Consider the following 13550-nt stretch of genomic DNA (forward strand, 5'->3'; position numbering starts at 1 on the left):
TTTGTAAATCAAGGTTACAAATCATTGTTGTAAGTGTGGGCTTGTAAGATGTAATAAAGCAGTTAGTTCCATTTACTAATTGCTTTATTGCACAAAATTAAGATTATTAATCTTTAGCTACAAATCACTATTTTCAAGTATATATGCTCTGTTATAACAGTAGCACAAACACAATTACAAGTTTTCTAAAGAGGTGTAATTATGATTGATTTTTTAAAAGAAATATCACTGGTACTAGTAAGAATAATCACCATCTTACCTTTATTACTATTTGTCACTCTATTTATGGGGGAACGAGCAATTGGTGAATGACCTATATTCGACTTTCTCATTATTATTACATTAGGTACTGTTTTTGGCGCTGATATAACGGATCCTAGTATTAAGCATTTACCAACGGTAATAACTATCATTGCAATAGGTATTCTCCAAAAAATTGTTACTATTTGGAAAATATCAAATCGAAAACTGGATAAATTACTTACTTTCGAACCAACAATTGTTATTCAAGACGGAAAATTGCTCGATAAGAATCTAAAAAAGATACGTTATTCTATTGATAACATTCTACAAATGTTAAGAGAAAAAAACGTATTTGATATTAATGATGTTGAAACAGCAATCATTGAAGCAAATGGTGCATTAAGTGTATTAAAAAAGCCTTCAAAAAATACAAGTTCACAACTATCCATTATGTACGATTAAACCATCAGGTCTAAAACGACTCATCATAACTTCATTAATAAATTTTCCGTGAGCCTTCAAATTCCCTATCTTTACTCCCTCTTCTACAAACCCCAATTTTTCATATAGCGATTTCGCTTTCGGATTCGTTTCTAAAACACCTAGTTCCACTCGCTCTAGCATTAGCCAATTATCAGCCAAATCAAGCATTTTTGTAAGAAGCGCTTTTCCAATACCTTTATTATGATATTCACTATCTACCCCTATAAACAAATCACCCGAATGAGATCTACGTCCAGGACTTTGGGTTAACCCAACAAATCCAACAACTTCTCCATCATACTCTGCAACAAATTCAAATTGATTTGGCGCTAAATTTCGAATTCTATTTTCCATCGCATCTACTCGCATGCTAGGTAAGAAAACCATATAAGGTAAAACATCATCTTGTATGCATATACGGTGAATCGCTCTAGCATCTTGAATTTCTACCGCTCTTACTTTGATTCCCATAATTTCTTCCCTCCATATTCATTACAGTACATTTTTCTTTTCATTCTAGACCTCTAGGTGAAATTCCTTCTCTTCTATGTTTCTTTATGTTATTTTTACACAATTATTTCAGTGTATCATCTGATTTACGAACACCTTATCTACACCAAAACAGGTCAACTTTTTACTTTATTATATAACTCAAGTAGATTTTCAATCGGAATGCCATTTATTTTCATACCGTATATATCACAATTTTCTATTTCAATATTTTTCAGATTACAATTACTAATCGTACTACCTTCTAAATCACATCTATTAAATGAAATAGGATCTTTATCTTCTCCGAGACTTGTATCTTTAAATTGAACCCCACCTAAAGTCACAAAATCAAATTTACTACCAGAAAGATTTAAATCTGCATATGAAGAATTTCTAAAATTTATATTTCTAAAATTTGATTGACTCACATTACAATTACTCATCTTCATATTCATCATATTGCTACCAACAAAGGAACCGTTTTTTAAATTCACTTGATAATACTCTGTATTTGCTAGATTACAGTTTTCATATTGGCTATTTTTCATATCTTTATTTTTTATTACGTCCTCTTCAGCTGAATCTACAGTGATTCTTTTTACATAACAATACTCATCTTCAGATTTAAAAATGATTTCATAGCCCATTTTTTTATAAAAATGATGATTATTTATTTGTCTACTAGATGTTTCGAGACCCCAAATCCTTATGTTCGGATATTCCTCTTCTATTAATTTTATAACATGTGATCCAATTCCTTTTCCTTGGTAAACAGGATCTACAAAAATACGATCAACTCGGCCATATGACTTACCAGAGATTGTTACTATAATTCCTCCGATTATTTTTTCATCCACTATCACCTTGAAAGAATCCAGCTCTTCAATCGAATATTTCATCATTTCTACTGAAGAATAGCCAGGTGGTTGGATGTTATAGTCAATACCATCACCTTGACCGCATAGCCATCGTTTTGCTTCTTCATCAAATGTTTTTGTCATTATTTCTGTTAACTTTTCAGCATCTAAAATTGTAGCTTTTTCTATAGATATTATTATCATTTTTGTTTTCTCCTTCATTGTTACAAGATAATAAGTTTTGCGAACCGTATAGTTATAAAATAAAGAAAATTAAAATTAATAACTTCATTTACTATTAAACTACAAATCAACCTATATTTTCCACTGTCACTTAGTATTAATGAATAAAAAAGAGACCATGCTATATAAACATGTTCTCCTCTTTTATTCATTTTCAATTGTGTATAATTAAAAATTAGATATTACTTTAGCCACTCGTTGCAACTATTACTTAACTTCTGTAAATCCTCTATAAATCGACTCGCATGATACCCATCACAAACCGAATGATGGACTTGCAATGAAACTGGTAGCATAACCTTATTTTCTTCATTAAAATATTTCCCACAAGTTATAATTGGTAATAGAAAATCACCATCATTATTAATATTAAGATTAAATCCAGTAAAACTAGCCCAAGGTATGCTAGAAATAGGAAAAACATTTGGCGGAACATTTTCTTTTGTGAAGAGACCATGAACACCAGCATAGCACCTCATATCCTCTTCATAGTTTTTATAGAAAATGTGAAAATCATTAGAATAATCCGTCCATATACTTGAAAAAGACTTATCATCTTTATGGAAGATTGTATAACTTGGTATCATTTCCTCCCAATATCCTAAAACTCCTTCATCGTTAAAACATGTTCGAAATTCTTTATGATTATTTATTACTCTAGAAATTAAATATATAAAAACGGGATAAAATTTTATTCCTTTTTGATGTAATTCCTTTAATAACCTCGTAATATCAACATTCACAGTCATACTAAACGTACATTTCAACTTTAAATAATGTTCAAAATACTGCTCTCTATTCCAATTTTCTCTGTCAATTATATAAAACTTCATTGTAATAGCCTCCTAAAAATTTTTTTATTTTAGAAGGCTAACTTTCTTGTTTTCACCAAACCTGTTCACTCCTAATAGTTAAAGTTTTTATTTAATTATATAACACCTACAAAAATTCATTCACATATTTATTGAAATCCAACCACATACTATTAATAAATCAACTGACGTTTGGAGGATTCAAACATGAATGACAAAAATGTAAATAAAAAAGATAATGCTATCGCAAACAATACACCTATTCAAAATAATAATACTGTAAACCTTAATGTAGAAGAACAAGCAATGAACGGCTTATATGGAATGCCAGAAACTGCTATTGAAGATGCTGATCATGCTGTAACTGATGATTTGACTTCAAAAAAATAATAAAATACATAGAAGAAAGCCAAGGAAAATATCCTTGGCTTTCTTAACTATGCATCCACCTTTTGTACTTCTTCACTTTTTCTTGAAAGCTTTCCTGGCCAAAAAGCAAAGCGACCTAAAATAACTGTAATTGCTGGTACAAGTAATGGTCTAACAATAAATGTATCTAATAATACACCAATTGCAGTTACAATACCAAATTGAACAAGAACTTGAATTGGAAGTGTACCTAATACTGCAAAAGTTCCTGCTAAAATTAAACCTGCGGATGTAATGACACTACCTGTTTGTATAACGCCATTTTTTATAGCATCCAAGTGATTTTGTGTCTTTCTGTTTTTCCATATTTCTGAAACCATAAAGATATTATAATCTTCACCTAAAGCAACTAAAAATACGAATGCATACAACGGTATCGCACCTTGAATGGCCGGCGCTCCCATACCATAATGAAGTAATAGCCACCCTGCTCCTAGTGCCGAGAAGAACGATAATACAACAGTTACAATTAAATAAATCATCGCAATAATTGATCGTAAGTAAACAAGTAATAGTAAAGCTATAATGCTAATCATTACTGGAATAATAACCGCTTCATCACGTTCTGTAATTTGCTTTGTATCATATAATGAAGCTGTTTCTCCTCCAATCCATAGTTGATCTTCTGCATTACTAACCCCAGCGTCTTTTAATACTTTTTCTACACTGTTTTTCAAGTTAGGGATTTGATCTAATGCTTCAATTGAATATGGATTTTCAGCTAAAGAAACCTCATACATTTTAATTTGCTTATTCTCTTTTCCCTCTTTTGGGTCTTTCACTGTTTTTACGAAAGAAAATTTCTCTAGTTCTTGTTTAATAGGAAGCTCTTTTCCTTTCGTGTCAACAACAACTTTTACTGGCGCTAGTTCACCAGCTGAAAAATGATCACTAATTAACGTAAACCCTTCACGGGAAGGCATATCTTTTGGAAACGATTCTAATAGGTCATATGTGTATTGAATACGTGGTACAAATGATGCCAATCCACCTAATACAAATACAGTAAGCATAATGATTGTCCACGGTTTACGTACTACAACATCTCCAAGTTTTTCACTAAAGGCACCTTTTGATTTTTTAACTTTTACGACTTTCTTTTTCTTTCTTGCAAATTCCTCATTCATTGAAGTTGTTCTCGGTATAAATGGGAAGAATGCAGTTCTACCGAAAATTAATAATAACGCTGGTAAAATTGTTAAAGCAGCAATTCCCATTATGAATACAGCAACACTAAATGGTACCGCAAATCGATGAAAGGCACCGTAATGAGCGAGTAATAATGTTCCTAATCCAAGTACAACAGTTAACGCACTCATTATAATTGCTCCGCCAGAAGCTTTAATTGCAAGTTGCAATGCTTTATATTTACTTTCTTCCTCTAGCAAGTACTCTCTATATCTCGAAATTAAAAATAGACAATAGTCCGTTCCAGCACCAAACAATAATACTGTCATAATTGATATCGCTTGGGCATCGACTTTAATCCATCCGTGATCAGCTAAAAATCCAAGTGTAGGACTAATAATGCCGTATGCAAAGCCAACAACAAGTAAAGGTAAAATCGCTAATATTGGTGAGCGGTACAATAAGATTAATAAAACCAATACAAGTAATACAGTAGCAACTAACAATTTCACATCTGCTTGACTAAATAAACTAACTGCATCCGTTTGAATACCTACAGGTCCAGATAATCGAACATGTAAACCAGCGTCACTAATTTTTCGTTTGAATGGATCTTCATCGACCTTGCTATTCACTATGTTTCTTAAATCATCAAGATTTCCTTTTAATATATCTGTTCCAGCTGTCTTATTAAAGAATACTGGTGTAACAAATGATGTACCATCTTTTGATGCACTTTTTGATAATGCTTGTTCCGGGATTGTATCAAATGGCGGTAATGTTGATTGTTCTTTTAAAGGACTGGTTTTTAATTCTTTATAAACGTCTTGTATGAGTTTATAATCCTTTGACTGTAATCCACCACCTCTATGCCATACTACTAACAACGGATTTCCTGCATTATTCGGAAACTCTTTTTTCATAAGTGCTTCCGCTTGCTGTGACATAGCTGTTTCAGGTAAATTTTTCGGATTCGGTTCTTTCGTACTATTTACTTGTGGTAACGTAAATGAAAGTAATAATGTAATAAGAATCCAAACCGATAAAGTTATCCATTGCGTATTCTTCCCGGCTACAAGCTTCCCTAACATATGTAATGGGTGCTTTTTCATAAAAACCCACCTTCCTTTTTTCCTCCACTATTAATTATATATACTGGTCGGTTAATTAATCAAGAATGATTAAAAATTATGTTATAATTATTTCAAGAATACATGTCAGGAGCGAATAGATTTGGAACAAAAACAACGTCCTCTCGGAAGACCTCGTCAAAATAAAAATACAAAATCTACAAAAGAAACCATTTTAGAAGTTGCAACACGATTATTTCTTACTCAAAATTATCAAGTCGTTTCCATGGGTGAGGTCGCAAAAGTTTGTGGTGTTACGAAAGCAACCGTCTACTATTACTTTTCAACAAAAGCCGATTTATTTACCGCTACTATGATCCAGATGATGGTGCGTATACGTGAGAATATGTCAAAAATACTCTCTACAAACAATACTTTAGAAGAGAGATTATTAAACTTTGCTAAAGTCTACTTACATGCCACAATGGATATCGATATGAAAAATTTTATGAAAGATGCAAAACTATCTTTATCTGAAGAACAATTGAAGGAATTAAAAAATGCTGAAGATAGCATGTATGAAGTGTTAGAAAAAGCACTCGATAAAGCGATGCAACTTGGAGAAATCCCTAAAGGAAACGCTAAATTTGCTGCTCATGCTTTCGTATCTTTATTATCAATTGGGAATTTTAAAGATGAAAATCACAATCCTATTATTGTAAGTATAGATGAATTAGCACAAGAAATCGTTTCTTTTTATTGGAACGGATTAGGTCATTCATATTAAATAGATTTCCTTTAATAAAAGAGTATGTTTGAATTTTTTTCAAACATACTCTTTTATAATTTATTTTTATACTAGTAATTAGATTATACTTCCACACAGTTAGCAATCTCCATAAATTTATTCTCCTTTCTAATACCGCTATCGTTTAATATGTTTTGTCATCCCAATCGAGAATGCTTCAAATCCGATAGTTTCATAGTAAGATTGCAATGTTTCTACACACATAAGTTGAGGAATGACCTTGTTTTGTTCACAGTGCTGGATTAATCGTTCTACTATTTCTTTTCCAATTCCAATGGACTGATACTCTGGTAATACACATACCCCGCAAATAACACCAGTTATTACACCATCTGATATAATACGCCCCATCCCTATTAATTGTTGCTCTTTAAAAGCATATATTGCATACCAACTTTGTTTACACATTTGTTCTAATTCGTTAACCGTTAATTGAAGAGAATTCCATCCTAAAGATTCATATACAGTTAATAATCCATTGAAATTTGTTGGGTGTTTAATTGTGTAATTTATACTATTATTCATGTAAATACTCCTTATTTTCTCGTTTGTTTTTATTTCATAAAATTGTCTTTACTATGAAATTAATTTATACAAACTTCCATAAGAACAATATTATTCCTTCTCAACTTAAAATAAAAAGAAGTTAATCTATCCTCAGTTAACTTCTTTTATATACATCCATCATTATATTATTAACCAAAAACCATACAGCTACAGACGATCAGGACAAACAAAACTAATAAACTATTTGAGAAATAACCCATAGAATATTACCCCTTTATTTCATTATGTTAAAGATTTTACCATAAAATTATTTACAACATAATAACTGAAAAAGACATTGTATTCATTAGTTAAATATACTAGGTAATATTTAATTTTAATCATACCCTACTTTATAGGCACTTCTCCTACTACGATAGTGCACATAACTTCAAAATAATAAGTGCTATATAAAAGATCACAATTTATCTATGGCTTCTTTACTTGTTTTTCAACTATGCTAATTGTTAACTGACGATTTCCTCAAATAAATGTAACATCTTCACAAAAAGAGCATTCACTACTACTTCTCTAATCATTTACAACTCTCCCTGTAATTTATTTAAGCTCTATCCTCATTTATATTAATATCTTTCTTATTCGAAAAAAGATTTTTAAAAATTCCTATCCCTATAATTAATAGACCTATACCAACTAATTTATTTATTTGTAATGGAATACTCTCCATTACAAATAATCCAAATGTATCAATGCATAACGCAACTACTAATTGAGTTATGAGACTAATGAGCACCGTATATGCTGGACCTAAGCTCTTTATTGCACCCATTATACAAATAATTAATCCGATACCAAACAACCCACTTACATAAAACAAATAATTTGTAGTGTAAAAATTAACGCTTATACTTTTCTCTGTAATGATATAAAATAGCACTGAACTTATAAGACCTATTCCAAGAACACATGTAGTTGTTAACCACTGCCCTACATTTTCATTCACTTTCGTATTAAAAACAGATTGTAAGCTAATTAATATTCCTGCTAATATAGCTAAAGTAAATCCAATCAAAATCTTCCTCTCCCTTTCATTACTCATAAATATTATCTTTAGCAACTTCCTTCATTTTAAAAAAGTCTTTAATTACAATAACTCCATTTCTCTTTTCAATTAATTTTTCTTTATAAAATTTTTGTAACACCCGAATTACGTGCCGATAACTTACTCCTATAAAATCCGCAATACTTGATATCGAAGTTGCATCCAAATCTTTTTTATACATATTCCCGTTACTATCAGTAGAAATAGAAAGTAAATAACTAGCTACACGTATTTCTACTGGATAAAGTAAATTAAGTGCTGTAAAACGAGTCGATATTTTTAATGTGTTTGCAATGTTTTCAAGCAAGAAGTTCATAAATATAGGATCATGTAATAACTTATTTCTAATTACAGCATGAGAAATAGAGATGGCTATAACATCTGAACAAGCTTCAACGACATTATGCGCTTTGCTATTTTGTATTAATTCAATATCACCAACAACCGCCAATGGATTGATAAAACGAAGGATCAGTTTCTTTCCCTCTGGTGTAATCGTATAAACTTTTACTTTACCTTTAACAACAAAATATAAACGATCCATTTCGTCATCTATATTGCATATAAACTTACCTTTATCAAAATGATTTACTTGAAAATAAGCTGTATCTATCTCTGAAAAAATTTCAAGCATTTTATTAGTTTTCAAATAATGGATAATTAAATCTGATCTATTCTCCATTTTCATTTCCTCCTTTCATTTACATATTAAATACAACAATACCTATAATCATTACTATTGTTCCCACAATATGATATCTCTCCATCTGTATCTTTTTTATTTGAAATAACCCCTTCATTTCAATTAAAGTTGCTGTTAATAATTGAGCAACCATAAGTGTTCCAGCTGTTAATGTAACTCCCATTGCATGTATCGCTACTGTTTCTGCACAAATAATTAATACGCCAAGTGCACCAGCTACTAAATATATTTTTTTCACATCCTTTAAATCCGCTATTTTCTCTTCTTTCTTTAACAAAAATATTGTTGTTGCAATAATGAATCCAATTAAATGCGTAATAATACTTGTCGACCATATACCGATATGTGAACTAAGTTTTGCATTAAATGTACCTTGAAGTGTAATAAATACGCCAGCTAAAATAGCAAATACAACGCCTTTCAAAAAATCATCTCCTAATCTTCTATTTCTGACTTAATTAAAAGCTATAATCCTATAAAGGCAAAAGGACAAATGTCACATCAGTATGAAAATAGCTACAAATGAACAATAAAAAACACAACTCAAAATATTTGAGATGTGTTTTTTATTGTTTTATCGGTATATAATATTTTAATATTTATAACTACGCTATATTAACAGGTTTATTTTTCATAACAAACTTTCCAAATAAGAAACGCACAAGTGGCCCCATAATAATTAATTGTAATGGATAAGCCATAATAAAATTTTTAATAAAAATTGAAAAATATATTGAAACAAATGAGTCCCCTTGTAGCCCACCATGTAAATGCATCATAATCATTCCAAAAAATGACATAAAGAACACCATTCCGATTACCATTGCTGTCGCCATTGCAATAATAATATTTATTTTCTTTGATTTATCAAACGGTAGCATGAATACAATTTTTTTCGCACAAGGCCCAACAATACTTATTTCAATTAATAGCGCAATAATAAATCCAATTAATAGTTCTAATGCAATCTCCTTAATATGAATTGGCCCTCCTGATCCATTCATTAATAAATTGTAAAACGTCATTACGATAACCATCCCAAGGCACATCATCATACCAAACTGGAGGTTTTCCTTTCTTGTTGTTGGCAATTTCTATCATCCTTTCTGTTTAAGTCTTTGTCATTATATCGATTATGGAAACCTCTTCGTAAGTGAACATTTTGTGAACAAATTTAAAACGCTATCATTTTTTCTTTCCTTTCTGCTCAAATTCGCACTTTTACTTATAAAGGTTTTATATATTTCAATGTTGAATTACTAAATGTATCATTGAATTACATTACTACTAGGAGGATAACCATGTATGAACAAGAGTTTTACGCATACCACATCGTTACAAGGAAAAAAATGAAGATTGGACAAATCATACATTTCGATAAAAATCAAAAGAATACCCTATTTCATTTCTTTTTTGAAAGAGAACATTTAAATTCTAACGGTAAAGATGCAATGCAAATTTTAAAAGAACATTATGCAAATGAAGAATTACATATAAAGAATGAAAATGCTACAGTGGTTATGGATTATATGGATCAAACAATTAGAGCCGTTAGAGAAACAATTGTGGAGATGGTTAGGCTACAAGAATATCCTGATTATCCGTCAAGATTGTCTTGTTTATATGCTGCAAGGAGCTATGAAGATGCTTTGAAATGGAAAGCATTATTTGATTCTTACAATCGAGAAGTTTTGCAGATTGTTAAACTACGAGTAATTGGACATTGTTTTGAAGGTGACGGAAATCTTTTACCGAAAGAAGACGGTATTCCTTTCTCTCAAAAAATTGAACAAGCTAGAGATTACTGGAAAGGAAACGTCAGTAATGAACTTCCTGAGTTACTAATCAATGGACAAATTGAAGTGATGGAAATTATTGATGATTTTTCCGAAGTTTATATTTAATTCCTAACTAAATCATATAGGGTGGAGATTACAATGATAAAAAAAGTGTACTTTAATCATGATGGTGGTATAGATGATTTAATTTCACTATTTTTATTACTTCAGATGGATAATGTCAAGCTTACAGGTGTTTCAGTTATCCCTGCAGATAGCTATTTAGAACCAGCAATGTCTGCAAGTCGCAAAATTATTGATCGCTTCGGCAATGGGAATATTGAAGTAGCCGCATCAAATTCCCGTGCAAAACATCCATTTCCAAAAGACTGGCGAATGCATGCATTTTATGTAGATGCTTTACCAATTTTAAATGAGTCTGGAAAAGTTGTTACACCAGTAGTAGAAAAACCTGCACATCATCATTTAATTGAAACGCTTCTACAAACTGTAGAGAAAACAACTTTATTATTTACAGGGCCTCTTACCGATTTAGCGCGTGCACTATATGAAGCACCTGTAATCGAGGGGAAAATTGAGCGCCTTGTTTGGATGGGAGGAACATTTCGTACTGCCGGCAATGTACATGAACCAGAACATGATGGAACGGCTGAGTGGAATTCGTTTTGGGATCCTGAAGCAGTAGCTCGTGTGTGGGAATCAAAAATTAAAATCAACTTAGTAACGCTAGAAAGTACAAACCAAGTTCCATTAACTATAGACATACGTGAAAGTTGGGCAAAAGAGCGTAAATATATTGGTGTTGATTTTCTTGGTCAATGCTATGCAATGGTTCCTCCCCTCGTTCATTTCTCAACTAACTCTACTTACTATTTGTGGGATGTATTAACTGCTGCCTTTATCGGGAAATCTGACCTTGCAAAATTACAAACAATTAATAGTATTATTCATACATATGGACCTAGCCAGGGGCGTACAGTGGAAACTGTTGACGGACGACCTGTAAATGTAGTATATGATGTAAACCACAATGGATTTTTTAACTATATAACTGAATTAGCGAAGAAAGCTTCCACTTGAACCACTATCTATATGAAAAATAAATAGAATGGCATTATTTCAGACGATAAACCCCATATGTAGAATTTGTTTGAAACTACATATTTAACTATTGAAAAGAGTATTGAATTAACTTTCAATACTCTTTTTATGCAGTTTAATTATATTTGATTAGTTTAGTGTCTTACTGATTATTCATTTCATAACCATTTACAAAAAACGTAATTGTTTCTAATTCATCTTCATTTAATTCTCTATTTACGTCTCGTTTATACGCTGTCTTTATGTTTTCTTCATCGCCTTTATGAATTTCTGTATAAGTTCCTACTGTTTTTAACAAATGCATTTCTTGTAAAAACTCATCCCGACTTATAGCTGTCCCATGAGAAAGAATATAAGTTTCAGCATCAAATGCCTCCAACTCTTCTATTAATTTAAACGTTCGTTTCATCGAATAGTTCCACTTTGAAGAGAAGATATCTGCATATATACAGTCTCCTAAAAATAAAATCTTTTCTTCTTTCACGTAAATAACAACTGAATCATGTGCATGATCTCCGCCGACATGTTTTAACACGCATGTCACTTCACCAAGGTCTAATTCAATTTGATCCTGGAACGTTAAGGTCGGAGGAATAATTTTAATATTTCTCGCTTTTTCTTCAAACTCTTTTTTAATGCAATCTGCACAAAATGCAATTTCAGTACCCTCTTTTACGCGTGCGTCCAACGCTTCATCTGTCCATTCATAAGATACTAGTGGCTGCATTTCTTTCTTCGTTTCTGCATGCGCAATAGTTAATGCATCTTGTAGTACAGGCAACCCAAAAATATGATCCCAGTGCCAATGCGTTAATGCTACGAAATCAGGACTTGATACATTCTGTTCTTTTAGCATTTCTAAAAATAATTGTGCATGTTCTTCTGAATTCCCTGCATCAATCATTAAAGTTTTTTCTTGTCCAACGACCATTCCTAATATAGGTCTATCTGTTTCAGAAACAGGTGTCATATACCAAAATGATTTTCCTATTTTTTGAATTTGCTGCATTACAAACCCCTCCATTTATTACTATTCTCTTCAATTATTATCTCTAAAACCTTTATCCAGCACATAGTATGAAATAATATATATCACTTTCTTTAGAACATAGTAACTTCATCTATCCATTTAAATAAGCATCCCAATCATAGTCTTCAATTTTATAGAATCTACCTTCATCATTTCTTTCATATGCACATAAAGGTGGTTCTTCAAGAAAGTTTAAAATAGAATCATCCATATTCAAAATGACTCCAATTGAAATAATTTGAAAGTTTTTAGGATTATTGACATAGTCATCACTTTCATAGCCACTCAATATTGACCAACCAGAGTCACCTTCTTCTCTTGAACCCTCTTTAAGCATAAAGTTAAATTCTCTTTTTTCAAGTACATCATCACTAACAATTACCTTCGTATCAAAATAAAAATCCCAATCTTTTGAAGCTGGATCATTATATTCCGTATCACATATATTTTCAATTCCAAATGAAATTTTATCACCTATTTTTAAATCTAAACGATATGGATCATTGATCAGTTCCCCTACAAACTTTTTCTCATTTCTTTCAGTGATTTCCACCCACATTCGTTCACCATGAAACCCATCTTTGTCTTCGATTTTAGTTACAAAAATTAACTTTACCAAATCTCCAACCTTTAATTTCTCCAAAACTTCTGAGCTAGGAAGATAGAATGTATAGGGCGCTTCTTTATTTATTTCATAAACATTATCTAAGTACCAAGTCATCTTTTTCTCTCCTTAAAAGCTT

At 31.3% G+C, this 13550-nt stretch carries 15 protein-coding genes and 1 pseudogene; 5 read left to right on the top strand and 11 right to left on the bottom strand.

Features of this window, described 5'->3' with window-relative positions; genetic code table 11:
• Window positions 1–201 precede the first annotated feature (201 nt).
• Window positions 202–675, top strand: a pseudogene (locus tag QCI46_RS16015) (DUF421 domain-containing protein); the annotation flags it as partial.
• Window positions 676–684: 9 nt separating this feature from the next.
• Here QCI46_RS16015 and QCI46_RS16020 read toward each other — a convergent pair.
• From QCI46_RS16020 to catA, 3 genes are all read right to left on the bottom strand, one after another.
• Window positions 685–1197 (bottom strand): GNAT family N-acetyltransferase, encoded by a 513-nt coding sequence (locus QCI46_RS16020; RefSeq protein ID WP_353840852.1) that lies wholly within the window; start codon window positions 1195–1197, stop codon window positions 685–687.
• Window positions 1198–1352: 155 nt separating this feature from the next.
• Entirely contained in the window at window positions 1353–2279 is a 927-nt protein-coding gene (locus tag QCI46_RS16025; RefSeq protein WP_353840853.1) for a GNAT family N-acetyltransferase, read from the bottom strand.
• A 221-nt stretch (window positions 2280–2500) separates the two neighbouring features.
• Window positions 2501–3151 carry a type A chloramphenicol O-acetyltransferase gene (catA, locus tag QCI46_RS16030; protein WP_353840854.1) on the bottom strand — a complete coding sequence of 217 codons (651 nt, stop codon included), beginning with the start codon at window positions 3149–3151 and terminating at the stop codon, window positions 2501–2503.
• A 186-nt stretch (window positions 3152–3337) separates the two neighbouring features.
• Here catA and QCI46_RS16035 point away from each other — a divergent pair, with 186 nt between their 5' ends.
• Window positions 3338–3520: a DUF4021 domain-containing protein gene (locus QCI46_RS16035; RefSeq protein ID WP_353840855.1), complete on the top strand. Its 183-nt coding sequence runs from the start codon at window positions 3338–3340 to the stop codon at window positions 3518–3520.
• A gap of 47 nt (window positions 3521–3567) precedes the next feature.
• Here the strand turns inward: QCI46_RS16035 and QCI46_RS16040 are convergent, their stop codons facing one another.
• Window positions 3568–5799, bottom strand: a complete 2232-nt coding sequence (locus tag QCI46_RS16040; protein ID WP_353840856.1) for an MMPL family transporter — start codon at window positions 5797–5799, stop codon at window positions 3568–3570.
• A gap of 115 nt (window positions 5800–5914) precedes the next feature.
• On the opposite strand from QCI46_RS16040, the gene QCI46_RS16045 reads away from it, so the two are divergent.
• On the top strand, window positions 5915–6544 hold the full coding sequence (locus QCI46_RS16045; protein WP_353841886.1) for a TetR/AcrR family transcriptional regulator: 630 nt from the start codon (window positions 5915–5917) through the stop codon (window positions 6542–6544).
• Between the two features lie 138 nt (window positions 6545–6682).
• On the opposite strand, the gene QCI46_RS16050 is transcribed toward QCI46_RS16045, so the two are convergent.
• From QCI46_RS16050 to QCI46_RS16070, 5 genes are all read right to left on the bottom strand, one after another.
• Complete coding sequence (locus QCI46_RS16050) at window positions 6683–7090, bottom strand: GNAT family N-acetyltransferase (protein ID WP_063225014.1); 408 nt, start codon at window positions 7088–7090, stop codon at window positions 6683–6685.
• Window positions 7091–7673: 583 nt separating this feature from the next.
• On the bottom strand, window positions 7674–8144 hold the full coding sequence (locus tag QCI46_RS16055) for a DMT family transporter (protein ID WP_353840857.1): 471 nt from the start codon (window positions 8142–8144) through the stop codon (window positions 7674–7676).
• A gap of 19 nt (window positions 8145–8163) precedes the next feature.
• Window positions 8164–8856 carry a Crp/Fnr family transcriptional regulator gene (locus QCI46_RS16060; RefSeq protein WP_353840858.1) on the bottom strand — a complete coding sequence of 231 codons (693 nt, stop codon included), beginning with the start codon at window positions 8854–8856 and terminating at the stop codon, window positions 8164–8166.
• A 19-nt stretch (window positions 8857–8875) separates the two neighbouring features.
• Window positions 8876–9301, bottom strand: coding sequence for a DMT family transporter (locus QCI46_RS16065; protein ID WP_353840859.1), 426 nt, complete (start codon window positions 9299–9301; stop codon window positions 8876–8878).
• Between the two features lie 181 nt (window positions 9302–9482).
• A complete protein-coding gene (locus QCI46_RS16070) occupies window positions 9483–9968 on the bottom strand; it encodes a DUF2798 domain-containing protein (RefSeq protein ID WP_353840860.1) in 486 nt (161 codons plus the stop codon).
• A gap of 210 nt (window positions 9969–10178) precedes the next feature.
• On the opposite strand from QCI46_RS16070, the gene QCI46_RS16075 reads away from it, so the two are divergent.
• Entirely contained in the window at window positions 10179–10781 is a 603-nt protein-coding gene (locus QCI46_RS16075) for a DUF2441 domain-containing protein (protein WP_353840861.1), read from the top strand.
• A 33-nt stretch (window positions 10782–10814) separates the two neighbouring features.
• Complete coding sequence (locus QCI46_RS16080) at window positions 10815–11756, top strand: nucleoside hydrolase (RefSeq protein WP_353840862.1); 942 nt, start codon at window positions 10815–10817, stop codon at window positions 11754–11756.
• 163 nt (window positions 11757–11919) lie between these two features.
• Here QCI46_RS16080 and QCI46_RS16085 read toward each other — a convergent pair whose 3' ends face one another.
• Window positions 11920–12786 (bottom strand): MBL fold metallo-hydrolase, encoded by an 867-nt coding sequence (locus QCI46_RS16085; RefSeq protein ID WP_353840863.1) that lies wholly within the window; start codon window positions 12784–12786, stop codon window positions 11920–11922.
• A gap of 112 nt (window positions 12787–12898) precedes the next feature.
• Entirely contained in the window at window positions 12899–13528 is a 630-nt protein-coding gene (locus tag QCI46_RS16090; protein WP_353840864.1) for an immunity protein Imm33 domain-containing protein, read from the bottom strand.
• Between the last annotated feature and the right edge of the window lie 22 nt (window positions 13529–13550).

The sequence above is a fragment of the Bacillus cereus group sp. RP32 genome (assembly GCF_040459735.1).
Lineage (GTDB): Bacteria > Bacillota > Bacilli > Bacillales > Bacillaceae_G > Bacillus_A > Bacillus_A wiedmannii.